Origin of the sequence: Pseudomonas sp. NFACC56-3 (assembly GCF_900100025.1) — a bacterium.
GTDB classification, from domain to species: domain Bacteria; phylum Pseudomonadota; class Gammaproteobacteria; order Pseudomonadales; family Pseudomonadaceae; genus Aquipseudomonas; species Aquipseudomonas fluorescens_AA.
Genome location: NZ_FMTK01000012.1, coordinates 146,941 through 172,376 on the forward strand (window position 1 = coordinate 146,941; position 25,436 = coordinate 172,376).

At 61.9% G+C, this 25,436-nt stretch carries 20 protein-coding genes, 2 tRNA genes and 1 pseudogene; 2 read left to right on the plus strand and 21 right to left on the minus strand.

What is annotated here, in order from left to right; genetic code table 11:
• Window positions 1–23: 23 nt before the first annotated feature.
• The 10 genes from BLO80_RS17620 to rnr all read right to left on the minus strand — a co-directional run bounded on the left by BLO80_RS17620 (window position 24) and on the right by rnr (window position 11,605).
• Window positions 24–485 carry a hypothetical protein gene (locus tag BLO80_RS17620; protein ID WP_092333214.1) on the minus strand — a complete coding sequence of 154 codons (462 nt, stop codon included), beginning with the start codon at window positions 483–485 and terminating at the stop codon, window positions 24–26.
• Window positions 482–1,408, minus strand: a complete 927-nt coding sequence (locus BLO80_RS17625) for an Ssp4 family T6SS effector (RefSeq protein WP_092255573.1) — start codon at window positions 1,406–1,408, stop codon at window positions 482–484. The genes BLO80_RS17620 and BLO80_RS17625 overlap by 4 nt, the downstream gene beginning before the upstream one ends.
• A gap of 313 nt (window positions 1,409–1,721) precedes the next feature.
• Window positions 1,722–4,022, minus strand: coding sequence for a YgiQ family radical SAM protein (locus tag BLO80_RS17630; RefSeq protein ID WP_092333216.1), 2,301 nt, complete (start codon window positions 4,020–4,022; stop codon window positions 1,722–1,724).
• Between the two features lie 291 nt (window positions 4,023–4,313).
• Entirely contained in the window at window positions 4,314–5,711 is a 1,398-nt protein-coding gene (dnaB, locus tag BLO80_RS17635) for a replicative DNA helicase (RefSeq protein WP_027911801.1), read from the minus strand.
• Window positions 5,712–5,828: 117 nt separating this feature from the next.
• Window positions 5,829–6,275, minus strand: coding sequence for a 50S ribosomal protein L9 (gene rplI / locus BLO80_RS17640; protein ID WP_003186385.1), 447 nt, complete (start codon window positions 6,273–6,275; stop codon window positions 5,829–5,831).
• Window positions 6,276–6,293: 18 nt separating this feature from the next.
• Entirely contained in the window at window positions 6,294–7,184 is an 891-nt protein-coding gene (locus tag BLO80_RS17645) for a YybS family protein (RefSeq protein WP_092333218.1), read from the minus strand.
• A gap of 36 nt (window positions 7,185–7,220) precedes the next feature.
• Window positions 7,221–7,451, minus strand: a complete 231-nt coding sequence (gene rpsR / locus BLO80_RS17650; RefSeq protein ID WP_002551829.1) for a 30S ribosomal protein S18 — start codon at window positions 7,449–7,451, stop codon at window positions 7,221–7,223.
• A 28-nt stretch (window positions 7,452–7,479) separates the two neighbouring features.
• Window positions 7,480–7,908, minus strand: a complete 429-nt coding sequence (gene rpsF, locus BLO80_RS17655; protein WP_003186395.1) for a 30S ribosomal protein S6 — start codon at window positions 7,906–7,908, stop codon at window positions 7,480–7,482.
• Between the two features lie 305 nt (window positions 7,909–8,213).
• Window positions 8,214–8,972, minus strand: a complete 759-nt coding sequence (gene rlmB, locus BLO80_RS17660) for a 23S rRNA (guanosine(2251)-2'-O)-methyltransferase RlmB (RefSeq protein WP_077506233.1) — start codon at window positions 8,970–8,972, stop codon at window positions 8,214–8,216.
• Window positions 8,969–11,605 carry a ribonuclease R gene (gene rnr, locus BLO80_RS17665; RefSeq protein ID WP_092333220.1) on the minus strand — a complete coding sequence of 879 codons (2,637 nt, stop codon included), beginning with the start codon at window positions 11,603–11,605 and terminating at the stop codon, window positions 8,969–8,971. Before rnr ends, rlmB begins: the two co-directional genes overlap by 4 nt.
• Before the next feature lie 227 nt (window positions 11,606–11,832).
• Between rnr and BLO80_RS17670 the strand changes: the two genes are divergently transcribed.
• Together BLO80_RS17670 and BLO80_RS17675 are read left to right on the plus strand one after the other, a co-directional pair.
• Window positions 11,833–11,919 (plus strand) — tRNA-Leu (locus BLO80_RS17670).
• 176 nt (window positions 11,920–12,095) lie between these two features.
• Window positions 12,096–12,182 (plus strand) — tRNA-Leu (locus tag BLO80_RS17675).
• A gap of 214 nt (window positions 12,183–12,396) precedes the next feature.
• On the opposite strand, the gene BLO80_RS30685 is transcribed toward BLO80_RS17675, so the two are convergent.
• The 11 genes and pseudogenes from BLO80_RS30685 to BLO80_RS17725 all read right to left on the minus strand — a co-directional run bounded on the left by BLO80_RS30685 (window position 12,397) and on the right by BLO80_RS17725 (window position 25,434).
• The gene (locus BLO80_RS30685; protein ID WP_371914581.1) at window positions 12,397–13,281 is read right to left on the minus strand and encodes a methyl-accepting chemotaxis protein; all 885 of its coding nucleotides are present in this window, start codon (window positions 13,279–13,281) and stop codon (window positions 12,397–12,399) included.
• Between the two features lie 21 nt (window positions 13,282–13,302).
• Window positions 13,303–13,995 (minus strand): annotated as a pseudogene (locus BLO80_RS30690) (methyl-accepting chemotaxis protein); the annotation flags it as partial.
• Window positions 13,996–14,481: 486 nt separating this feature from the next.
• Window positions 14,482–15,774 carry an adenylosuccinate synthase gene (locus BLO80_RS17685; RefSeq protein ID WP_039592540.1) on the minus strand — a complete coding sequence of 431 codons (1,293 nt, stop codon included), beginning with the start codon at window positions 15,772–15,774 and terminating at the stop codon, window positions 14,482–14,484.
• A 54-nt stretch (window positions 15,775–15,828) separates the two neighbouring features.
• Entirely contained in the window at window positions 15,829–17,016 is a 1,188-nt protein-coding gene (locus BLO80_RS17690) for an ATP phosphoribosyltransferase regulatory subunit (RefSeq protein ID WP_079301645.1), read from the minus strand.
• A gap of 313 nt (window positions 17,017–17,329) precedes the next feature.
• Complete coding sequence (gene hflC, locus BLO80_RS17695) at window positions 17,330–18,199, minus strand: protease modulator HflC (RefSeq protein ID WP_092333224.1); 870 nt, start codon at window positions 18,197–18,199, stop codon at window positions 17,330–17,332.
• Window positions 18,199–19,371 (minus strand): FtsH protease activity modulator HflK, encoded by a 1,173-nt coding sequence (hflK, locus tag BLO80_RS17700; RefSeq protein WP_092333226.1) that lies wholly within the window; start codon window positions 19,369–19,371, stop codon window positions 18,199–18,201. Before hflK ends, hflC begins: the two co-directional genes overlap by 1 nt.
• A gap of 85 nt (window positions 19,372–19,456) precedes the next feature.
• Entirely contained in the window at window positions 19,457–20,758 is a 1,302-nt protein-coding gene (gene hflX, locus BLO80_RS17705) for a ribosome rescue GTPase HflX (RefSeq protein ID WP_092176183.1), read from the minus strand.
• Between the two features lie 12 nt (window positions 20,759–20,770).
• Window positions 20,771–21,031 (minus strand): RNA chaperone Hfq, encoded by a 261-nt coding sequence (hfq, locus tag BLO80_RS17710; RefSeq protein ID WP_003186419.1) that lies wholly within the window; start codon window positions 21,029–21,031, stop codon window positions 20,771–20,773.
• 91 nt (window positions 21,032–21,122) lie between these two features.
• The gene (gene miaA / locus BLO80_RS17715; RefSeq protein WP_092333228.1) at window positions 21,123–22,094 is read right to left on the minus strand and encodes a tRNA (adenosine(37)-N6)-dimethylallyltransferase MiaA; all 972 of its coding nucleotides are present in this window, start codon (window positions 22,092–22,094) and stop codon (window positions 21,123–21,125) included.
• Window positions 22,094–24,007, minus strand: coding sequence for a DNA mismatch repair endonuclease MutL (mutL, locus tag BLO80_RS17720; protein WP_092333230.1), 1,914 nt, complete (start codon window positions 24,005–24,007; stop codon window positions 22,094–22,096). Before mutL ends, miaA begins: the two co-directional genes overlap by 1 nt.
• Window positions 24,004–25,434: an N-acetylmuramoyl-L-alanine amidase gene (locus BLO80_RS17725; protein WP_092176170.1), complete on the minus strand. Its 1,431-nt coding sequence runs from the start codon at window positions 25,432–25,434 to the stop codon at window positions 24,004–24,006. The genes mutL and BLO80_RS17725 overlap by 4 nt, the downstream gene beginning before the upstream one ends.
• Between the last annotated feature and the right edge of the window lie 2 nt (window positions 25,435–25,436).

Below are 25,436 nucleotides of genomic sequence, written 5' to 3' on the forward strand. Positions count from 1 at the left end.
ACATAAATGCGGCGCGAATCGACTCAGCGACGCGGGCGTGAGGCCTTGGCGGCCTGGATGATCAGCGCGCGTTGGCGGCGGATATCGACGAGTTTGCTGCGCATTTCCCGATGACGCTTGCTGTTGAGCAATAACAGCCCCAGCAGTGGCAACAGCACGGCGAAGAGGTACACGCCCTGATGCGCTCCATAAGCGAACGTCGGCAGCACCGCCGCCAGACAGGCCAGGAAATACCCCGCCACCCACCAGACCGCCCAGGCGCGCCCGCGAGCGATCAAGAGGTTGCCCAGGACCAGTACGAGCACCAGAGCCAACGTGCCGAGCCCGACATAGTCGGTCCTGGCTGACGGCTCCAGGGCACGCCAATAAGTGGTCCCGGCCAACACCAGCAGCGTGGACCCGGAAAAGCAGCCCAGCAGGATCGTCCCCATGAACACCGGAAAATAACGGGCGAGGAATGGCTTCAGCGATCCGCCCCCGATCATTCCGTGAACTCCTCGTACAGGCCGACGGCAACCGTCTTCACGGCGCCATCGCCGGTATAACTGCCAATGACCCCCAGCGCGCCTCCGAGGGAGTCCTTTATCTGCGTCAGCGTCGCGTGCCTGATCTCGGCAGACGAATAACGTTTGGGCAGGGCTCCCGCGCGTTGCTGCAGCTTGAGCAGCTTCGCGGTCAGGCTCGGGTCCTTCAGCGTCAACAGTTCCTTGGTCAGTTTGCTGCGCTCTTGCCGATTCAGCCCCTTGAGCAACTGATACCAACTCTTTCCGGTGGCGGCCGCCTTGTTGGCCTTGAGCAGCCGGACAGTCGTCAGGGCCGAGCCTCCGACACCCACCAGGGAAACCCCGTCAAGGATCGGCGACACGATGTTGTACCAGTCGGCGTCGTTCATCTCATCGTTGCCGGTCGGATTGGTCAGCTCATTGGCCACCCGCATCCCGCCAATGACGCATTGCGCGGTACTGGCCGTCGCGGCAGCGGCGCCCAGGGCAACGACAAAGGCACTTGCCCCCGCCGTAAAGGGCACCGCGACGCTGCCACTGAACACCACCACCCAACCGATCACCGCGGCGACACAGGACAAGCCGGCATTGGTCGCTTCAAGCCCGAGCTTGGACTCGCGGGGGCTGCTTTTGACCTGATCGATGAACTGCTGCGGCGCGATGTATTTTTTTGCCTCGCGCAGAATGATGCGCTTGGGCGCGATGCTGCAAATCGGCTTGAACTCGCGCAAGGTCACGACGTTGTATTCGGAATCGACATACACCACACCCGCCCCGGCAATGCCAGGATCGGCGTCGATGGCAGCAAACAGGCGCGGCAGGTTGATCTGGCTTTCGATGCGTTTGCGGGCCATGAACTGGGAGAAGCTCAGGTCCATGCCGATGCCCGTTGTAGCGCTGCTCATATGAATCGTCCTTGAGAATCGGAAGTGAGTCTTTATCCACACACAATACTGTGGCGAGGGAGCTTGCTCCCGCTGGGCTGCGAAGCGGCCCCAAACAATCCCATGCCATGTTCCCAGGCAGACCGTACCGGCCGGTTTACGACGGCTTTGCCCCCGGGCGGGAGCAAGCTCCCTCGCCACAAGGGCAGCGCTCGGCGTTATTGCATTGGGTAGGCTGGCACCGGCGGCGGCAACGATAGCAAATGGGCAGCACCGTCGCTAGAAAGCAAAACGCCAGCACTGAGGCTGGCGTTTTACATCGTGGATTGGCCCGTTAGCGTGGCACGACAGGCTTGCGCGCCGGTTTCGGTCCCTTGCCCTTGGCCGCATCCTTGCGCTCCTTGGCCGCCTGCTGGTTACGGGCGAAAGCCGCGGCCTTGGCCTGCTCGCGTTTGTCCCACGGGTTGCCGCCATCGCTGGCCCGCGGCGGCAGGCCGGTGTGCTGGGTCAGGATCTTGGTGGTTTCCTTGCCCACCTTGTGGCTGCCGGCTGGCGTCGAGTTCTTGCGACGAGCGCTCTGGTAGCTGTCGGTGGCCGGCTGGTGCAGCGGGATCAATTGGTGCTTGCCCGGCCCGATCAGGTCGGCGCGGCCCATGCGGGTCAACGCTTCACGCAGCATCGGCCAGCCCTTGGGGTCGTGATACCGCAGGAAGGCCTTGTGCAGGCGGCGCTGCTCCTCGCTCTTGACGATGGTCACCGCATCGCTCTTGTAGGTGACCTTGCGCAGCGGGTTCTTGCCCGAGTGGTACATGGCGGTGGCCGTGGCCATCGGCGACGGATAGAACGCCTGCACCTGGTCGGCGCGGAAACCGTTGCCCTTGAGCCACAGCGCCAGGTTCATCATGTCTTCGTCGGTGGTGCCCGGGTGGGCGGCGATGAAGTAGGGAATCAGGTACTGCTCTTTCCCGGCTTCCTTGGTGTACTTCTCGAACATCCGCTTGAATTTGTCATAGCTGCCAATGCCCGGCTTCATCATCTGGTTGAGCGGGCCTTCCTCGGTGTGCTCCGGCGCGATCTTCAGGTAACCGCCGACGTGGTGGGTCACCAGCTCCTTGACGTATTCCGGCGACTCGACCGCCAGGTCGTAACGCAGGCCGGAGGCAATCAAAATCTTCTTCACCCCTGGCAAGGCCCGGGCGCTGCGGTACAGCTGGATCAGCGAAGAATGGTCGGTGTTCAGGTTCGGGCAGATGCCAGGGAACACGCAGGACGGCTTGCGGCACGCGGATTCGATTTCCGGGCTCTTGCAGGCAATGCGGTACATGTTCGCGGTCGGGCCGCCGAGGTCGGAAATCACCCCGGTGAAGCCCGGGACCTTGTCGCGGATCTCTTCGATCTCGCGGATGATCGACTCTTCGGAGCGGTTCTGGATGATCCGGCCTTCATGCTCGGTGATCGAGCAGAAGGTGCAGCCACCAAAGCAGCCACGCATGATGTTCACCGAGAAACGGATCATCTCGTAGGCCGGGATCTTCTCCTTGCCGTACGCCGGATGGGGAACACGCGCGTAAGGCATGCCAAACACGTAGTCCATTTCTTCGGTGGTCATCGGAATGGGTGGCGGGTTGAACCAGACGTCGACTTCGCCGTGCTTCTGCACCAGGGCGCGGGCGTTACCCGGGTTGGTTTCCAGGTGAAGCACGCGGTTGGCGTGGGCATAAAGCACCGCGTCGCCACGGACCTTTTCCACCGACGGCAGGCGAATCACGGTCTTGTCCCGGGTCATTTTCGGGCTCGCCAGGATTTGCACGACCTTGGCTTCGCTCGGGTCTTCAACCGGCCCCTTCTCCTGCTCGATGGCGCAGGCGGCCGTGTCCTGGGTGTTTACATACGGGTTGATGATCTTGTCGATCTTGCCCGGACGGTCGATGCGCGTGGAGTCGACTTCGTACCAGCCTTGCGGCGTATCACGACGGATGAATGCGGTGCCGCGCACGTCGGTGATGTCTTCGATCTTGTGACCATAGGACAGGCGCTGGGCGACTTCGACAATCGCCCGCTCGGCGTTGCCGTAGAGCAGGATGTCGGCGCAGGCGTCGATCAGGATCGAGTTGCGCACCCGGTCCTGCCAGTAATCGTAATGGGCGATGCGGCGCAGCGACGCTTCGATACCACCCAGCACGATCGGCACGTGCTTGTAGGCCTCCTTGCAGCGCTGGCTGTAGACCAGGCTCGCGCGATCCGGCCGTTTGCCCGCCAGGCCACCTGGGGTGTAGGCGTCATCGGAGCGGATTTTCTTGTCGGCGGTGTAGCGGTTGATCATCGAGTCCATGTTGCCGGCCGCGACACCGAAAAACAGGTTGGGCTCGCCAAGCTTCATGAAGTCGTCTTTGGACTGCCAGTTCGGCTGGGCAATGATCCCGACACGAAAGCCCTGGGCTTCCAGCAAACGGCCAATGATCGCCATGCCGAACGACGGGTGATCGACATAGGCATCACCGGTCACGATGATGATGTCGCACGAATCCCAGCCAAGCTGATCCATCTCCTCCCTGCTCATGGGCAGGAACGGCGCCGGGCCGAAACATTCGGCCCAGTACTTGGGATAGTCAAATAACGGCTTGGCTGCTTGCATGTCGATGACCGGTATAAAGGATGAAAAATCGCGGGCGCGGAATATAGCACAAATTTTGACCAATTCCGACGGCTATGGTCGGAAATCGATTTTGTGGCTCGCCCCCAGAATTAAAGCCAGACAGACATCAATTGTGGCGAGGGAGCTTGCTCCCGCTGGGCTGCGCAGCAGCCCCACAGCTGTATCCACTTTTACCCTGGCAGACCGCATTCGCTGGCTTTGCGACTGCTGCGCAGTCGAGCGGGAGCAAGCTCCCTCGCCACAAAGGCAATATCCGACTGAGCGAACGGCTTACTCATCGTCATCGAAATTGTAGCTACCCGGCGCCAGGTTTTCGAAGCGCGTGTACTTGCCGATAAACGCCAGGCGGATGAAGCCGATCGGGCCGTTCCGCTGCTTGCCGATGATGATTTCGGCGATGCCCTTGTGCTCCGTCTCGGGGTGATACACCTCGTCGCGGTACACGAACATGATGACGTCGGCGTCCTGCTCGATCGCTCCGGATTCCCGCAAGTCGGAGTTCACCGGGCGCTTGTTCGGGCGCTGTTCCAGGGAACGGTTCAGCTGGGAAAGCGCCACCACCGGGCAGTTGAATTCCTTGGCCAGGGCCTTGAGAGAACGGGAGATTTCGGAAATCTCGTTGGTCCGGTTGTCGCCGCTGGAACCGGGGATCTGCATCAACTGCAGGTAGTCGATCATGATCAGCGCGATATCACCGTGCTCACGCACCAGGCGCCGGGTCCGGGCGCGCATTTCCGACGGGCTGATACCGGCCGTATCGTCGATGAACAGCTTGCGGTCGTTGAGCAGGTTGACCGCCGAGGTGAGGCGCGGCCAGTCGTCGTCTTCCAGCTGGCCGGAACGGACCTTGGTCTGGTCGATGCGCCCCAGGGACGACAGCATACGCATGATCAGCGATTCGCCTGGCATCTCGAGGGAATACACCAGCACCGCCTTGTCGCTGCGCAGCACGGCGTTTTCCACCAGGTTCATCGCAAAGGTGGTCTTACCCATGGACGGACGGCCGGCGACGATGATCAGGTCGGACGGTTGCAGGCCGCTGGTCTTCTCGTCGAGGTCGGTGTAACCGGTGGACAGGCCGGTGATGGCGTTATCGGTGTTGAACAAGGTGTCGATGCGGTCGATGGCCTTGGTCAACAGGTCATTGACGCTCACCGGGCCGCCGGTTTTCGGCCGAGCCTCGGCAATCTGGAAGATCTGCCGTTCGGCTTCGTCGAGGATCTCGGCGGCGGTGCGACCTTCCGGGTTGAAAGCGCTGTCGGCGATCTCGGTGCTGATGCCGATCAACTGACGCAAGGTCGCCCGCTCGCGGACGATCTGCGCATAGGCCTTGATGTTGGCGACCGACGGCGTGTTTTTCGCCAGTTCGCCCAGGTAACCGAGGCCGCCAACCTGGGACGTCTGCCCTTCCTTGTCCAATTGCTCGGCCAGGGTGACGACGTCGATCGGCATGTTCTGATCGGCCAGACGGGCGATCGCACGGAAAATCAGGCGGTGGTCATGCCGGTAGAAATCGCCGTCGGAGACTTGATCGAGCACGCGTTCCCAGGCGTTGTTGTCCAGCATCAGGCCACCGAGTACGGCCTGTTCGGCCTCGATGGAATGCGGAGGCACCTTCAGGGCAGCGGTTTGCAGATCATATTGCTCGGGAGCGGTGATTTCGTTCATGGCCACGTCTGGTTATGAAATTCAGCAATTGCAGAAAGACAAAGGGCACGACCTGTAAACAGGATCGTGCCCGATGTTACCGGCTAGCACCCGAGGGTGCCAACCGACAGGTGTTGCTTAGGCTGCTACCACGACAACGCGTACGGTGGCTTCAACTTCGGCGTGCAGGTGCACGGCTACGTCGAATTCGCCTACGTTGCGGATGGTGCCGTTCGGCAGACGAACTTCGCTTTTCGCCACTTCAACGCCGGAGGCGGTCAGTGCGTCAGCGATGTCGTGAGTACCGATAGAACCGAACAGCTTGCCTTCGTCGCCAGCGGTGGCAGTGATGGTCACTTCCAGCTCGGCCAGTTGGGCAGCACGGCTTTCAGCCGATGCCTTACGGTCTGCGGCGGCTTTTTCCAGCTCGGCACGACGCTCTTCGAACGCAGCCAGGTTGGCAGCGGTCGCAGCGGTGGCTTTGCCGAAAGGCAGCAGGTAGTTACGACCGTAGCCGGCCTTAACGTTTACTTTGTCGCCCAGGTTGCCCAGGTTGGCGATTTTTTCCAGAAGGATCAGTTGCATGTGAAAATCCTCTAACTTTTAACCTTCACCGTTCGCGTTGTCGGCGTCTTTCGGCGCCATACGACCGCGAAAATCAATCAGGCTGTCAACGATGGCCAAGACCACGAGCAACGGACCGAGCAAGTGCATGAAAGGCAACAACGTCACGTATATCCCCACCAGCCAGAACGTGGCCAGTCGCTTCTGCGCCACCAGCCCGTGAATCAGGGCCAGGCCGGCGAAGACCAGCGCAACACTGCACAACGGCAACAGGATCAGTGCATGCAGCCCGAAAAACGGAGCGACACACATGACGGCCAGCAGTGACAGCGCCACGCTCTTGGGGAATCGGATGGCGCGAAACTCGCGACCGAAACCACCGGGGTTATACAACGACGCCTGCCAATAGCGCCCAAGAATCAGGCACAGCACGCTAAAGATCTGCAGCGAAGACGCTATCGAAATGATCATCAGCGGAGCGCTCAGGGCGGTGAGAAATGCCTTCTGATCTGCCGAGAATGTCTCGTAGACCTCACCCATCGCCAGCGGCAGGACGTGTTCGAACGTCTGCGCCAGTGACTCGATGAAGGAACTGAATACAGTTCCCAGGCTCACCGCACACAACAACCCCACGGCCACGCTGCACAGCAGCACGCGGTTCCAGGTATGGCCGGCGCGCAAAACCAACGCCAGGCCACCAGCCCCGAGCAACACCAGAAGTGTTGTCGGGTCCCTCAGGAAGTACCAGCTCACCAACGCTGACAGCAACCCGATACCCAGGACACTCAAGGCGTCCGAACCGCGCCGCAGGAGCACAAGGCACCCAGCGGCGGCACTCAACCAGAACAACAGCGGCAATGCCGCGGATCCGGCCACAACCAACGTGGCCTGCACACGTCCCCGCATGATGAAGTCAGCTAAGGCGCGCATGCATTCAATCCCTTACTACTCGTCGACTGCCCGGTCTCAGCGGCCGTGGCTGTCGGTGTAGGCCAGCAGGGCCAGGAAGCGGGCGCGCTTGATAGCGGTGGCCAGCTGACGCTGATAACGAGCTTTGGTACCGGTGATACGGCTTGGAACGATTTTGCCGGTCTCGGATACGTAGGCTTTCAGAGTGTTGAGATCTTTGTAATCGATCTCTTTCACGTCTTCAGCGGTGAAGCGGCAGAATTTACGACGACGGAAGAAACGTGCCATGTGATTGGCTCCTTAAAAGGTCCGTGGATTACTCGTCAGCGTTATCGCTGTTGTCGCTGTCGCTATCGCTGTCATCGCCATCGGCGCTGTCAGAGTGCTCAGGACGGTCGCGACGCTCACGGCGCTCACTGCGGTTTTCTTCAGCCTTGAGCATCTCGGATTGGCCGGTGACGGCTTCTTCGCGACGGATGACCAGGTTACGGATCACTGCATCGTTGTAGCGGAAGTTGTCTTCCAGCTCGGCCAGGGCCTTGCCAGTGCACTCAACGTTCAGCATCACGTAGTGAGCCTTGTGAACATTGTTGATTGCGTAGGCCAGTTGACGACGGCCCCAATCTTCCAGACGGTGGATTTTGCCGCCGTCTTCTTCGATCAGCTTGGTGTAACGCTCAACCATGCCGCCGACTTGCTCGCTTTGATCCGGGTGGACCAAAAAGATGATTTCGTAATGACGCATGAATGCTCCTTACGGGTTGTAGCCTGCCGCTCAAAAACGGTCAGACAAGGAGTGAATGACACTTATGGACTTGTGGACGCTAGACACATAAGTGCCTGCCATCACAGCAAGGGGCGCAATTGTAGAGAAGGGCCGAGGGCGGCGCAAGGCAATTGGCGATTATTTGAACAACCGCCGATCCTCACCTTGCACAAAACACTGTGGGAGCGAGCTTGCTCGCGATAGCGGCGTGCCAGTCGACTTTTGCGTCACGGCGGCACCGTCATCGCGAGCAAGCTCGCTCCCACATTCGATAAGCGTCTGGATCAGGGCTTTTTGGCGACAGCCTTGACGCTACGCTGGCGCAGCGCCTCGAACAGGCATACGCCGGTGGCCACCGAGACGTTGAGGCTGCTGACGCTGCCCGCCATCGGCAGCTTGACCAGGTAGTCGCAATGCTCGCGGGTCAGACGACGCATGCCCTTGCCTTCGGCGCCCATGATCAGGATCGTCGGACCCGTCAGGTCCTGGTCATAGATACTGACCTCGGCCTCGCCCGCCGTGCCGACCACCCACAGGCCGCGCTGCTGGAGTTTTTCCAGGGTGCGCGCCAGGTTGGTCACCGCCACCAACGGGATCACTTCCGCCGCGCCGCAGGCCACCTTGCGCACCACTGGCGTCAGGGTGGCCGACTTGTCCTTGGGCACGATCACCGCCAACGCACCGGCGGCATCCGCCGAACGCAGACAGGCGCCGAGGTTATGCGGGTCGGTCACGCCGTCCAGCACCAGCAGCAGGGGGGCGCCTTCGGTGCGATCGAGCAGTTCGTCGAGCATCGCCTCGCCCCAGACCTGGCTCGGGCTTACGTCCGCCACCACACCCTGGTGGACGCCTTCGACCCACACGTCCATTTCGCGCCGCTCGGCCTGGCCGATGGCAACCTTGTTCTGGGTGGCCAGTTCGACCAGCGCTTGCACACGCGGCTCGCTGCGACCTTCCGCCAACCACACTTGCTTGACACGTTTGGGGTGGTGACGCAGCAGTGCCTCTACGGCATGCACGCCGTAGATTTTTTCCAGACTCATGACTTGGCCTTAGGTTTGCGCGACCCGCCGCTTTTCGCGGGAGCCGACCCCGCCTTTGGCGGGCCTTTACGGTGTTTACTCGGCTTGCTCGACGGCTTTTCCGCCCCGTGGGACTTTCCCCCAGACGCCGCTTTACCACCGCTTTTGGCTTCGTTGAGCAACTGCTGCTTCAATTCGCGGCTCTTGCGCAGCTCGGCATTTTTCGCCGCCGCGTCGCTGGGGCGGTAGGCTTCAGGAGCCTTGTCCTTGACAGACGAACGGCGACCGGCCTTGGCTGGCTCAGGCTCTGCGTTTTTTGCAGGAGCACCTTTACCTTTCCCCCTGGTCGCAGGCGCTGCGGTCTCGCTGCCACGCTTTTTACGGCCAGTCGGTGCTTCGGCGGGCTTGTCAGGCATTCCGAAGTCGATCTTGCGCTCATCGAGGTCGACGCGCATGACCTGCACTTCCACGGTGTCGCCCAGGCGGAAGCTGCGACCGGTGCGCTCGCCCGCCAGGCGGTGGTGCACAGGATCGAAGTGGTAGTAATCACCCGGCAAGGCGGTGACGTGCACCAAGCCCTCGACGTAGATGTCGGTCAGTTCGACAAACAAACCAAAGCCGGTCACTGCCGTGATCACGCCTGGGAACGACTCGCCCACGCGATCTTTCATGAACTCGCACTTGAGCCAGTTCACCACGTCGCGAGTCGCTTCGTCGGCGCGGCGTTCGCTCATGGAGCACTGCTCGCCCAACTGTTCCAGGGCCGCTTCGTCGTACGGATAGATCCGTGCCTTCGGAATGGTCATGGCACCGGCGCGCTTGACATGCGGGGTGTTCTGCTTGGAATGGATCACGCTGCGGATCGCGCGATGCGTGAGCAGGTCCGGGTAACGGCGGATCGGCGAGGTGAAGTGGGTGTACGCCTCGTAATTCAGACCGAAGTGGCCCTGGTTGTCAGCGCTGTACACCGCCTGGCTCAGGGAGCGCAGCATCACTGTCTGGATCACATGGTAATCCGGGCGGTCCTTGATGCTCGCCAGCAGTGCCTGATAGTCCTTCGGCGTCGGGCCGTCCTTGCCTTTGTGCAGGGACAGGCCGAGCTCGCCGAGGAAGGCGCGCAGTTTTTCCAGACGCTCCGGCGGCGGGCCGTCGTGCACGCGGTACAACGCAGGGATCTCGTGCTTCTTGAGGAACTCGGCGGTGGCCACGTTGGCCGCCAGCATGCACTCTTCGATCAGCTTGTGCGCATCGTTACGGGTCGTCGGGGTGATCGCGGCGATCTTGCGCTCGGAACCGAAGACAATCCGAGTTTCCTGGGTCTCGAAATCGATCGCGCCACGCACGTGACGGGCACCCAGCAACACCTTGTACAGCGAGTACAGCTGCTTGAGGTGCGGCACCACGCCAGCGTATTCGGTACGCAGGGCCTTGGCTTCACTGCTCTTCGGCGTTTCCAGGATGGTGCTGACCTTGTTGTAGGTCAGGCGCGCCTGGGAGTGGATCACCGCTTCGTAGAACTGGTAGTCGGTCATTTCGCCGGTTTTGGAGATGGTCATCTCGCACACCATGGCCAAACGGTCGACTTTCGGGTTCAGCGAGCACAGGCCGTTGGACAACTGCTCAGGCAGCATCGGAATCACGCGCTCAGGGAAATACACGGAGTTGCCGCGCACCTGGGCTTCGTTATCCAGGGCCGAACCGATCTTCACGTAGCTGGACACGTCGGCGATCGCGACGAACAACTTCCAGCCGCCGGAGAACAGGCGCAGCTTGCCGGGCTTGGCTTCGCAATAGACCGCATCGTCGAAGTCGCGGGCATCTTCACCGTCGATGGTAACGAACGGCAGATGGCGCAGGTCGATGCGTTTTTCTTTATCTTTCTCTTCGACTTCCGGCTTGAGCTTGGCGGCTTCCTTGAGCACAGCGTCGGGCCAGACGTGAGGAATGTCGTAGGTGCGCAGCGCAACGTCGATTTCCATGCCCGGCGCCATGTAGTTGCCGACCACTTCAACGATATCGCCCTGTGGCTGGAAGCGCGCGGTTGGCCAATGGGTGATCCTCACCTCGACGAACTGCCCCACCTTGGCGGCGCCATTACGGCCCGGGGTAATCAGCACTTCCTGCTGAACCTTCGGGTTATCCGGCACGACAAAACCGATACCGCCTTCTTCGAAGTAACGACCGACGATGCTTTCATGGGCACGGGACACCACTTCGACGATCACGCCTTCACGGCGGCCACGACGATCCAGGCCGGACACGCGGGCCAGGGCCCGGTCACCGTCGAACACCAGACGCATTTGCGCCGGGCTCATGAACAGATCGTCGCTGCCGTCGTCCGGGATCAGGAAACCGAAGCCGTCACGGTGACCGGCGATGCGGCCCAGGATCAGGTCGAGCTTATCCACCGGTGCATAGGTGCCGCGCCGGGTGTAGATCAGTTGAGCGTCGCGCTCCATGGCGCGCAGACGGCGGCGCAGGGCTTCGAGCTGGTCCTCGGTGGTCAGACCGAACTCTTCGACCAACTGCTCGCGGCTAGCAGGCGAACCCCGATCGGCGAGATGCGCCAGGATCAGTTCACGGCTAGGAATAGGGTTTTCATATTTTTCCGCTTCACGAGCGGCCTCGGGATCGAGGGACTGCCAATCGGCCATTAGAGAGTTTTCACCTTGTCTATATGCGGGTTAGTTTGGCATAGGCTTAATGAAACGGGAAATTTCAAGCATCCGATAGCGTTTCCAGGATCATTTGACCTGCCTTCGAAGCCCCCGGAAAGCACCGCTCGTGAAATTTAGCGGTTTTTTTCTCCACAGGGGTTTACAGTTAAAAACACGCTCCGTATAGTGCGCGCCATCGACGACGTACACACGTTGCCGATACTGCCCAGATGGTGAAATTGGTAGACACGCCAGCTTCAGGTGCTGGTGACCGCAAGGTCGTGGAAGTTCGAGTCTTCTTCTGGGCACCAATTTCGAGCAGCAGGTCAATGACCTGGCAGCTCAACAAAAACCCGCGAAAGCGGGTTTTTGCATTTCCGCCCCCTGGAATTGCACTGGGCAATTACTAAAACAAAAACAGGGGTTTACAGATCAAAACGCGCTCCGTATAGTGCGCCACATCAACAGCGGCAACGCTGAAGATGCTGCCCAGATGGTGAAATTGGTAGACACGCCAGCTTCAGGTGCTGGTGACCGCAAGGTCGTGGAAGTTCGAGTCTTCTTCTGGGCACCAATTCAAGCTTCAAGGTCACGGCCTTGAACCTCACAGAAACCCGCGAAAGCGGGTTTTTGCATTTCTGGGTTCTGGAAATATATCTGAGTCGCTGAAATCGCTATCGCGAGCAAGCTCGCTCCCACAGTGGATCTCAAGCGCACACAGATTTTGTGTTCACTGCAATCCATGTGGGAGCGAGCTTGCTCGTGATGGGTCCAGCCCAACCACCCGATCAGGCCCTGAACTGCCCCAGACTTGCCTTCAGTTGCGCCGCCAGGCTGTCCAGCACCTTGCCGCTGGCGGTGGTCTCGACCACGGCCTGGGCCGCTTTCTCAGCCTGGGCATGGATGGTTTCCACTCGCCCACGCACCGCTTGCGCGCCCTGGGCCTGATGAGCCGCCGCCTGGGTCGCCAGGCCGATGGCCGCATGCACCTGCTCGACGGACGCCTGCACCGACTGCTGCAACCGCGCGCTGTCACGCAGCACCAGCAAGCCTTCGCTGGCCTGGCGCCCGGCCTGGCCGATGGCGGCCACCGCCTCGCGAGCCCCCTGTTGCAAGGCCACGATATGCGCCTGGATATCGCCCGTGGAACTCTGGGTCTTGCTCGCCAACGCCCGCACCTCATCCGCCACCACCGCAAAACCGCGCCCGGTTTCCCCGGCCCGCGCCGCCTCGATGGCCGCGTTCAAGGCCAGCAAGTTGGTCTGCTCGGCGATGCCGTGAATCACAGTCAGCACCACTTCAATCTGCTCGCTCTGCTGCGCCAACCGCTCGATCACTTTCGCCCCGGTATCGACCTGGCCGGCCAGGGCTTCGATCAAGCCGCTGACCTTGGCCGAGGTGCGCGTGTTTTCATCGGTGGCCTGGCGGATCTCCACCACTTGCTGCAGGGCCGCCTGCATCGCCTGGCTTTCCGATTGAGCCTCGTCCGCCATTTGCGACAGCGCGCGCAGGCTCTCGGCCACTTCATCACGCTGCATCCCGGCCGCCGCATCGGCGCCGGAGTTGCGCAAGGTCATCGCACCGATTTCCACACCGGTGCGCTGGGCCACATCGCCCGCCTCACGCACGATGGGCTGCAACTTATCCACAAAGCGATTGACCGCCGAGGCCATGTCGCCGATTTCGTCCTTGCTGTTGATTTGCACGCGCTTGGTCAGGTCGCCCTCGCCCGCCGCCAGGTCGTTCATGGCCGCGATCAGCAGTTTCAAGCGATTGACCACCCGACGCCCCAGCACCACGGCCAGCAACACCAGCACGCCGAAGCCCACCAGCGCCAGGCCCAGGCCGATGCGCCAGCGCAAGGTGCCCGCAGCGTCCTGCACAGTACTGGCGGTGTTGGTCTGCATCTGCGTGGCCGTGGCTTGAGCCGACTCCAGACGACCGCGCATGGCAGTGGCGCTGTCGGCCGCCGCGCCCTTGAGGCTGTCGCCGACCAATTGATCGCTACTGGCGATCAAGGCCGAGAAGCGTTGGTCCAGCGCCTTCAGGTCGGTTTCAACGGCCGCCGTGGAAACCCCCATCAAGACCTTGCCGATCTCGACGCCATTGGGGTTGATCGAGGCTTCGAGGTAATACACCGACGGATCGTTCTTCGCCGCGTCCAGCACCTTATCCAACGCCCGCTCGCCCTTGCCTTTTTCCAGCAGCGCCTTATTGATCGGGTTTTCCCGGTTCAGGTAGCGCGTCAGGTGCTCACCCGCGGCGTCGTCATAGATGACGAACAGCACGTTGGGATTGCGCTGGGCCCGACGGGCGAATTCAGAGAGGGTGGGCACGTCGTTATCCCACATGGCACGCGGTGCAACGGAAGCCAGGAGTTGCGCCATATCATTGGCGGAATCCCTCAAGTCCTTCTCCAAGGTCCCACGCAACTGCGTCTGCTCGTCCTTCAGGCGAGCAGACAAGCCGGCATTGAGCCGCTGGCGGGTATTGGCGGACAGGCTGTCCAGGCTCGACGTGACCTCTCGCCCGGCCTGCTCCAGCTCAGCGGAAAGCTTCTGGCTGTCCACCCCCAACCGCGCGCCCAGATCGGCTTCCAACGCCGTGACGGTGCTTCGGGTCAGCGCAACGGCTACCAGCACCTGCACCAAAAGGGCGACCCCCAGGGTAACGAACACAGGCCGCAGCAAACGGCTTTGTAACAGTGAGAGAACGGCCGACACGTGAAATCCCTCTACCAAACGCCATTAATTTGATGGCACTCGGGAAAGCGGTGCCTTAATAGAGTTGCATAGCAAGTGTCGTGCCGTCCGGCAAGCAGAAACGACAAAGGGCCCCAGCGAGGGCCCTTTGTGTTTTACATCAAAGACTTATCAGCCGAACGGATGACGCAGAACGATGGTTTCGTTGCGGTCCGGCCCCGTCGAAATAATGTCAATCGGCGCACCGACCAACTCTTCGACGCGCTTGATGTAGTTGCGCGCGGCCACAGGCAGTTCTTCCAGGGTCTTGGCGCCGACGGTCGACTCGGTCCAACCTGGCATCTGCTCGTACACGGGTTCCAGGCCGATGTAGCTGTCGGCGTCGGTCGGTGCGTCGATGACAGCGCCGTCCTGGTTCTTGTAGCCCACGCAGATGTTGATGGTTTCCAGGCCGTCCAGCACGTCCAGCTTGGTCAGGCACAGGCCCGAGATGCTGTTGACGTCGATGGCGCGACGCAGGATGACGGCATCGAACCAACCGCAACGACGGGCACGGCCGGTGGTGGCACCGAATTCGTGGCCACGCTTGGCCAGGAAGGCACCGACGTCGTCGAACAGCTCAGTCGGGAATGGACCCGAACCGACGCGAGTGGTGTAGGCCTTGGTGATGCCCAGGATATAGTCCAGGTACATCGGGCCGAACCCCGAACCGGTGGCGATGCCGCCGGCAGTGGTGTTGGAGCTGGTGACGTACGGGTAGGTACCGTGGTCGATGTCCAGCAGCGAACCCTGGGCACCTTCGAACATGATGTCCTTGCCGGCGCGACGCAGCTCGTGCAGCTCGGCGGTGACGTCGAGCATCATCGGCTTGAGCAGCTCGGCGTATTCCATGCACTCGTCCAGGGTCTTCTGGAAGTCGATGGCCGGTTCTTTGTAGTAATTGACCAGGACGAAGTTGTGGTAGTCCAGCAACTCGCCCAGCTTGGCGGCGAAACGCTCACGGTGGAACAGGTCACCGATGCGCAGGCCACGACGGGCCACCTTGTCTTCGTAGGCCGGGCCGATGCCACGACCGGTGGTGCCGATCTTCAGCTCGCCACGGGCCTTTTCACGGGCCTGGTCCAGCGCCACGTGATAGGACAGGATCAGCGGGCAGGACGGGCTGATACGCAGGCGCTCGCGCACCGGTACGCCTTTTTCTTCCAGCTTGATGATTTCCCGCAGCAAGGCATCGGGCGCAACCACCACACCGTTGCCGATCAGGCACTGGACGCCTTCGCGCAGCACGCCCGACGGAATCAGGTGCAGGACGGTTTTTTCACCGTCGATCACCAAGGTGTGGCCTGCGTTGTGGCCACCCTGGTAGCGCACTACGGCGGCAGCATGTTCGGTCAGCAGATCAACGATCTTGCCTTTGCCCTCATCACCCCACTGGGTGCCCAGGACTACGACATTCTTACCCATAACACTTGTCCTCATTCGCGCAAACTTGGTGCCGGCCGCAGCCGGCGGGAAAACTCAAGAAGCCAGCGGCAATACTTGCCAAAGCCCGTTCTGCTGAATCAATTGCCGGTCGCAGTCCGCTTCACGGGCGGCCGCCAAAGGCTGCCCAGGCAAGGCCTGGACCACACGCTGACCCTCACTGCGCAACTGACAGACTGCCTGCCAGAGTGCCGCATCCGTACTGTCAGGCATCCAGATACCGCCAGACGGTAGCTCGACTTCAGCACGCCCCAGGGTCACCAGGGTTTTCAAATCGGTAGAGAAACCGGTCGCCGGACGGGCGCGACCGAAGTCGGCACCGATGTCGTCATAACGGCCGCCCTGGGCGATGGACTGGCCCACGCCCGGCACGAACACGGCGAACACGACGCCGGTGTGATAGTGATAACCGCGCAACTCGCCCAGGTCGAAATACAGCGGCAACTCGGGGAAGCGCACCGACAGACGCTCGGCAATCGCCAGCAAATCGTCCAGCGCGGCCAACACCGGTGCCGGCGCATGGGCCAGGCGTTCACGGGCAGCGGCCAATACTTCACGTCCGCCGCACAGGCCCACCAGTGCCCGCAGCATGCCCGACAGATCGGCCGGCAGGCCCTCGGTCAGGCTGATGACTTCGTCGATGGCCTTGCGTTGCAGGGCATCGAACAGCTGTTGCTCCACTTCGCCAGACAAACCGGCCGCACGGGCCAGGCCGCGATAGATGCCGACATGCCCCAGGTCCATGTGGACATCAGGCACGTCAGCCAGTTGCAGCATGGCCAACATCAGGCTGATGACTTCCACGTCGCTGCTCGGGCTGGCATCGCCATACAACTCGGCGCCCAGCTGGATCGGGCTGCGCGAGGATGACAAGGCACGCGGCTGGGCATGCAGCACGCTGCCGGCGTAGCACAGGCGGCTCGGACCTTCACGGCGCAGGGTATGGGCGTCGATGCGCGCCACTTGCGGCGTGATGTCGGCACGAAAACCCATCTGCCGGCCCGACTGCGGGTCGATCACCTTGAAGGTGCGCAGATCCAGGTCCTGGCCCGCGCCGGTGAGCAGGGATTCCAGGTACTCGATATGCGGGGTGACGACGAACTCGTAACCCCAGCTCTGGAACAGATCCAACACCTGCCGACGCGCCACTTCGATACGCGCAGCTTCCGGTGGCAGTACTTCTTCGATGCCATCTGGCAGCAGCCAGCGGTCTACCGTTGCCATTACGCCATTCCCCTATGGTCCGGGCGGCCAGCCCTCGGGCAAGCCTTGAGTGAAGCAGAAAATACTTGGCCTACGCACAAAACACGCGCATGAGCGACGTGACGAATGGCCAGCAATCGGCCTCGCCCAGCACTTTCCTCGAAAAACCTGTCGAGTCGTTCAACCCGACGCCTGCAACCAAAACCACAATCAAACGTGCAGACGCAAAAAAGCCGGGAATTTCCCGGCTGCCGCATCATACACACGTTTTCCCAAAGGATCACCCCGCCCGACGCTTTAGCCGCCGGGCGGAATGCTTCAGGTCAACGTCGCATCAAGGCTTGGCCTTTTCCAGGTAGCGGAAGAAGTCACTGCTTGGGTCCAGGACCATGACGTCGGATTTGTTCGCGAAACTTTCACGATAGGCACGCAGGCTACGGTAGAACGCGTAGAACTCCTGATCCTGGCCATAGGCCTTGGAGTAGATCGCAGCGGCCTGGGCATCACCATCACCCCGGACCTCTTCCGATTCACGATAGGCTTCGGCCAGCAGCACCCGACGTTGGCGATCGGCGTCGGCACGGATGCCTTCGGCCAGCTCGTTACCCTTGGCGCGGTGCTCGCGGGCTTCACGCTCGCGCTCGGTGCTCATCCGCTCGAACACGCTGCGGTTCACTTCCTTCGGCAAATCGATGGCCTTGACCCGGACATCGACCACTTCGATACCCAGCTCTTTTTCCGCCATCGTATTCAGCGAACGGGTGATGTCGGCCATGAGCGCATCACGCTCACCGGACACCACTTCATGCAACGTGCGCTTACCGAACTGGTCACGCAGGCCCGATTCCAGACGACGGGACAGACGCTCGTCGGCGATCTGCTTCAGGCCCGAGGTCGCGGTGTAGAAGCGCTCGGCATCCTTCACGCGCCACTTGGCATAGGCATCCACCATCACGGCTTTCTTTTCCAGCGTCAGGAAGCGTTGCGTCGGCGCATCCAGCGTCATCAGGCGGGCGTCGAACTTGCGCACCTTGTTGACGTACGGCACCTTCACATGCAGCCCCGGCTGGACATCAGCCTGGACCACGCGACCGAATTGCAGCAACACCGCGCGCTCGGTCTGAGCCACGATGTAGAAGCAGTTCCAGGCAGCGATCGCCACGACGACACCGACAATAAGGGCGATCAGCGATTTATTGCTCATCAGCGACTCTCCCTGGTACGTGCTTGCTGTTGTTGCAGGTCCGCCGCCGCGCGGGTGCCGACCTCATTGCTGGCCGCCGCCGAACTGGCCGGTGGCGTGCTGGTGTTGCGACCGCTCTCGACCATCTTGTCCAGCGGCAGGTACAGCAGATTGCTCTGGCCGTTCTTGTTGCCGGTCACGAGGACCTTGCTGGTGTTGCTGAAGACTTCCTGCATGGTGTCCAGGTACAGACGTTCGCGGGTGACTTCAGGGGCCTTGCGATACTCGGCCACCAGCTTGGTGAAGCGATCGGCCTCACCCTTGGCGCGGGAGACCACCTCATCGCGGTAACCGTTGGCATCCTCGATGATGCGCTGGGCCTGGCCACGCGCTTCCGGCACGACGCCGTTGGCATAGGTTTCAGCCTGGTTGCGCGAACGCTGCTCGTCTTCACGGGCACGGATCACGTCGTCGAAGGCTTCCTGGACCTCACGCGGTGCCGCTGCGCTCTGGACGTTGACCTGGGTGACGGTGATACCGGTGCGATAGGTATCGAGGAACCGCTGCAGGCGCTCCTTGATTTCGCTGGCCATCAGTTCACGACCTTCGGTCAGCACCTGGTCCATGGCGGTGGAACCCACCACATGGCGCAAGGCACTTTCGGTCGCGTGCTGCAGGCTGGTTTCCGGCTGGTCGACGTTCAGCACGAAGTCCTGCAGGTTGGTGATCTTGTACTGCACGGTCAGCGGCACCTCGACGATATTCTCGTCTTCGGTCAGCATCTGGCCCTGCTTGGTGTACGCCCGCTCACGCGTGACGTTCTCCATGAACTTCTGGTCGATCGGCGGGAAATAGATGTTCAGGCCCGGACCCACCGTCTCGTAGTACTTGCCGAAGCGCAGCACCACGGCTTGCTCCTGCTCGTCCACGACATAGACCGCGCTGTACAGCCAGACAGCCGCCAGCACGACGAGACCGATGCCGAGCAGGCCGAAACCACCGCCCTTGCCCGAACGACCGCCCCCCTCGTCACCGCGTTTTTTACCACCACCGAACAAACCGTTCAGGCTTTCCTGCAGCTTTCGGAAGGCCTCGTCGAGATCCGGCGGCCCCTTGCGGTCGCCGTTGTTACGACGCTTGCCACCCCAAGGATCCTGATTATTCGAGTTGCCACCCGGCTCATTCCAAGCCATAGCGCTCTCCATCTGATAAAGCAAAGACGCACCCACGGCGCGCCGACCAATGCTACAGAATGCCTGACACCGCTTTCTCAGGCTTTTATTGCAAAGTGTGTTGCTCGATGAATTCCATCGGTTGCAGCCCTTCGCGACTGACCAGTCGGTTGAGCTCCGCCCGAGGCAGGCGAACAGCCAGCAGGCAGACACCTTCTTCGTCGTGTTCTTCTTTTTGCACGGCCCCCAGCTCGAAAAACTGCGCACGCAACCGGGCGAAACGTTGCGGCAACTTCAGGGTGCCGACAAACAGATCGCTGCCCAACAGCTCGGCCACGGCCTGCTTGAGCAGGTCCAGGCCGGTGCCATCACGGGCCGACAGCCAGACCCGTTGCGGCTTGCCATCGGCATCGCGCTGGATCTGCGGCTCCACGCCTTCGAGCAAATCGAGTTTGTTGTATACCTCGAGGATCGGCAAGTCCTGGGCCCCGATCTCGCCCAGCACCACCATCACCTGCTCGATCTGCAGCATCCGGTCCGGCTCGGCGGCATCGATCACGTGCAGCAGCAGGTCGGAGTTGCTCGACTCTTCGAGCGTAGCCCGGAAAGCCTCGACCAGTTTATGCGGCAGGTGACGGATAAAGCCCACGGTGTCGGCCAGCACGATCGGCCCGAGGTCGTCCAGGTCGAGCCGGCGCAGGGTCGGGTCGAGCGTGGCAAACAACTGGTCGGCGGCGTAGACGTCGGATTGGGTGACATTGTTGAACAGGGTCGATTTGCCGGCGTTGGTATAGCCCACCAGTGAAACCGTCGGGATATCCGCGCGCTTGCGACCACGTCGCGACTGCTCGCGCTGGCTGCGGACCTTTTCCAGCCGCCCCTTGATCTGGCGCAGGCGAACCCGCAACAGACGTCGGTCGGTTTCCAGCTGGGTTTCACCCGGGCCGCGCAGGCCGATACCGCCTTTCTGCCGCTCGAGGTGAGTCCAGCCGCGGACCAGCCGCGTACTCATGTGCTCAAGCTGGGCCAGTTCGACCTGGAGCTTGCCTTCATGGGTGCGGGCGCGCTGGGCGAAGATATCGAGGATCAGCCCCGTGCGGTCGATCACGCGACACTCGAAGACACGTTCGAGGTTACGTTCCTGACTGGGCGTGAGGATGTGATTGAAAATCACCAGATCGACCTGCTCGGCCTTGACCAGGTCGCGCAACTCCTCGACCTTGCCACTGCCGATCAGGAACTTGGCGGTTGGCCGATGACGCGGCACGTTGAAAAACGCGACGGTCTCGGCGCCGGCCGAAAGTGCCAATTCCTGAAACTCCTGCGGATCTTCGCGCGCCTCAGGGTCCTGTCCATCCAAGTGAACGAGAATGGCCCGTTCACCACCACCGTGGCGCTCAAAGAACAAAGGAGGCTCCTATCAGGCGTTACCCGGTTCAGCGTCACCGCCTTCGGATTCGGTTGCGCTAGGCAGACGAATTGGACGAACTGGCACCACTGTCGAGATCGCGTGCTTGTAGACCATCTGGCTGACGGTGTTTTTCAGAAGGATGACGAACTGGTCGAAAGACTCGATCGTGCCTTGCAGTTTGATCCCGTTGACCAGATAGATGGACACCCCAACTTTCTCTTTACGTAAAGTGTTCAAGTAAGGGTCTTGTAGCGAATGCCCTTTTGACATGTGCCGCACTCCTTTAAGGATCAATTATAAAAATCGGAATCAGATGGCTTGGGCCGTCACACCCCCAAGGATAGACGGCAATTGCAAGGACTCAGCTCAATATGGAGATGGTCCCGAGGTATTTCAAGGCGCGTGGCAGATTGTCGCAATCGAGACTGTCGAGCCAATGCAGGTCAGTCCAGCTGCGCAGCCAGGTGAACTGGCGTTTCGCCAATTGGCGCGTGGCAATGATCCCACGCTCCCGCATCTCGGCTGACGTCAGCTTGCCGTCCAGGTAATCCCAGACTTGTCGATAACCTACCGCACGTATAGACGGCAACCCGGCATGCAGGTCACTTCGCGCACGCAGGGCTACGACCTCGTCTATGAACCCCTGTTCCAACATTAGTGTGAATCTTTGTTCAATTCGCCGATGGAGCACTTGCCGGTTCGCCGGAGCGATGGCCAGATTCGCGACAGTATAGGGCAATTGTTGCAGTCCCGAAGCGGCTGCTTCAGTACTTTGCGCAGATTGTCGCTGGCGCAGGGCGGTCATGCTCTGGCCGCTGACCCGATAAACCTCCAGGGCCCGACTGAGCCGCTGCGGGTCATTGGGGTGAATACGCGCCGCCGACTCCGGATCGATGACCGCCAGTTGCTCGTGCAGGGCCTGCCAGCCCAGGCGCGCGGCCTCTTCTTCGATCTGCGCGCGCACCTCGGGATCGGCCGCCGGCATGTCCGCCAGCCCGTCGACCAAGGCCTTGTAATACAGCATCGTTCCGCCCACCAGCAGCGGGATCTTGCCCCGCGCGGTGATTTCGGCCATGGCCTGGAGCGCGTCACGCCGGAAATCGGCCGCCGAATAAGCCTCGGCCGGGTCCAGGATGTCGATCAGGCGGTGGGGAAATTCGGCCAGCAGTTCTTTTGACGGCTTGGCGGTGCCGATGTCCATGCCCCGATAGACCAGGGCTGAATCGACACTGATCAACTCGCAGGGCAGGACCTTGGTCAATTCGATGGCCAGGTCGGTCTTGCCGGCGGCGGTCGGCCCCATCAGGAAAATCGCGGGTGGCAACGGGCTCATCAACGACCGCGCAGGAACAGTTTGTCCAGGTCGTCCAGGCCCAGTTGGGTCCAGGTCGGCCGGCCATGGTTGCATTGACCGCTGCGTTCGGTGTTTTCCATGTCCCGCAGCAGGCCGTTCATTTCCGGCAGGGCCAGGCGCCGGTTGGCGCGGATCGCGCCGTGGCAGGCCATGGTGCCGAGCAGTTCGTTCAGGTGCGCCTGGATCCGGTCGCTGGTGCCGTATTCCATCAGGTCCGCCAGCACGTCGCTGACCAGGCGATTGGCCTCGGCCTGCTTCAACAAGGCCGGGATCTGGCGGATCGCCAGGGTTTCCGGGCCCAGGCGCTGCAATTCGAAGCCCAGGCGCTGGAACCAGGCCACATGCTCTTCGGCGCAATCGGCTTCGCGTTGGCTGACGGCCAGGGACTCGGGCACCAACAGCGGCTGGCCGCTCAGGCCTTCGCTGGCCATGGCGATTTTCAGCCGTTCGTACATGATCCGCTCATGGGCGGCATGCATGTCCACCAGCACCAGGCCCTGGGCATTTTCCGAGAGGATATAAATGCCTTTGAGTTGCGCCAGGGCATAGCCCAGCGGCGGGATATCGCCCTGGCCGTCGGGCAGCGCCGCCGCACCGGCTTCCGGCAAGGGCTTGAAGAACTCGCGATACGCCGCCTGGGCCTCGGCGGCCGGCACGTTGGATTGCGGGCGCGGGGTGTATTGATACTGATAGCCGCTGCCAGCACCGCTACCGGCCGTGTTGTAGCTCGGCTGCGGCTGGGGTTGCTCCAGCAAGGCATTGGCCGCCAGGCGCATCTCGCCCTGGGGTCCGAATTCGCCGGCTTCCAGGCCCGTTGGCCGGACCATGCCGGCCACCGCTGCCGGGGCCGCCAGTTGGTCTTCCGGCCGCACATCGCCCAAGGCGCGGTGCAAGGTGCCGTAGAGGAAATCGTGGACCATGCGCCCGTCACGGAAACGCACCTCATGCTTGGTCGGGTGCACGTTGACGTCCACCACCGCCGGATCGACCTCGAAAAACAGCACGAAAGTCGGATGCCGGCCATTGAACAGCACATCGCGATAGGCCTGGCGCACCGCGTGGGCCACCAGCTTGTCGCGCACCGCCCGGCCGTTCACATAGAAGTACTGCAAGTCCGCCTGGCTGCGGGAGAACGTTGGCAAGCCGACCCACCCCCACAGGTGCAGGCCGTTGCGCTCCACCTCGATGGGCAAGGCCTGTTCCAGGAACCCCGCACCGCACACCGCGCCCACGCGCCGGGCGCGGGCGGCATCGTCGTGGGCCTCGTGCAGGCTGAGGATGGTCTTGCCGTTGTGGCGTAAATGGAACGCCACGTCAAAACGCGCCAGGGCCAGGCGCTTGATGACTTCTTGCAGGTGATCGAATTCAGTCTTCTCGGCCTTGAGAAACTTGCGTCGGGCCGGGGTGTTGAAGAACAAGTCGCGCACTTCCACCGAGGTGCCCACCGGATGGGCCGCGGGCTGGACGCGAGAGGCCATGTCGCGGCCTTCGGTCTCGACCTGCCAGGCCTGCTCGGCATCGCGGGTGCGGGAGGTGAGGGTCAGGCGCGACACCGAACTGATTGACGCCAGCGCCTCGCCCCGGAAGCCCAGGCTCATGACCCGTTCGAGGTCTTCCAGGTCGCGGATCTTGCTGGTGGCATGACGCGCCAGGGCCAGCGGCAGGTCGTCAGAGGGAATCCCGCCACCGTCATCGCGCACCCGCAGCAGCTTGACGCCGCCCTGCTCGACATCCACATCGATGCGCCGGGCCCCGGAGTCCAGACTGTTTTCCAGCAGTTCCTTGATGACCGACGCCGGACGCTCGACCACTTCACCGGCGGCGATCTGGTTCGCCAACCGAGGGCTGAGCAGCTCGATGCGGGCGGTGTTGCCAATCACTTCGTCACTCATTGCTTGGCCGCCACTTCATTGCCCGGAATGGTGAGGGTCTGGCCAATCTTGAGCTCATCGCTCTTGAGATTGTTGGCGCTGCGCAAGGTGGCGGGCGACACCTGGTAGCGCACGGCAATCATCGCCAGGGTTTCGCCCGGATTGACGCGGTGATCCCGTGGCCCCTGGGCGATCTTGCCGGAGTCCCGCAGCCAGGCGATGTAGGTGCCCGGCGGTGGGTTCTGCTGGAAGAACTGCCGTACGCCGCTGCTGATGGAGCGGGCCAGGGCCTGCTGATGGCTCGACGTCGACAGTTTCGAGGCTTCGTTGGCGTTGGAAATGAACCCGGTTTCCACCAGGATCGACGGGATGTCCGGCGACTTGAGCACCATGAACCCGGCCTGTTCGACGCGCTGCTTGTGCAGCGGCGTGACGCGACCGATGTTGCTCAAGACCTTCTGGCCGACGTTCAGGCTGGAGGTCAACGAAGCGGTCATCGACAAGTCGAGCAAGACACCGGCGAGCATCCGGTCCTTGTCGTCGAGGCTGACGTTGCCGGCACCGCCGATCAGGTCGGAGCGGTTTTCAGTGTCGGCCAGCCAACGGGCGGTCTCGGACGTCGCGCCACGGTCGGACAGGGCAAACACCGAGGCCCCGAACGCTGCCGCCGAAGGTGCGGCGTCGGCGTGAATGGAGACGAACAGGTCGGCGCCTTTCTTGCGGGCGATTTCGGTGCGTCCGCGCAAGGGAATGAAATAGTCGCCGGTGCGGGTCAGTTCGGCGCGGAAGCCTTTCATGCCGTTGACCTGGCGCTGCAGTTCCCGGGCGATGGACAGCACCACGTCTTTTTCACGTTGCCCGCGCGAGCCCGAGGCACCCGGATCTTCGCCACCATGGCCGGCGTCGATCACGACGATGATGTCGCGCTTGCCGGCCGGGGCCGGTGGCAGTTTGAGCGCAGGCTCGGTCGGGGTCACCGGCACTGCCGGCACCGTGGCCACATTGGTTGGCGGCGGTGGCGGTGGCTCGGCATCGGCCGGGTTGTCGAACAGGTCCACCACCAGCCGGTTGCCGTACTGGGCATTGGGGGCCAGGGTGAAGCTTTTCGGGGTCACGGCTTTTTTCAGGTCGATGACCACCCGCAGGTCGGTCGGCGTACGCTGGGCCGAGCGCATCGCGGTGATCGGCGTGTTGGCGGTAGCGACATTCAGTGGCGCCCCCAGGGTCGCGCCGTTGATGTCGATCACCAGGCGATCCGGGGCGGTCAGGGTGAATACGCTGTGCTGCACCGGCCCCGTCAGGTCAAACACCAGCCGTGTGTTGTCCGGCGCCCGCCAGAGGCGAACGCTGTTGACCTTTGTCTCGGCCACAGCATCGACGGCCAGTGCCGTAAGCAACAGTCCTACGACAGCAACCACCGCGCGAAAGCGCATACCAAACCCCATCATCA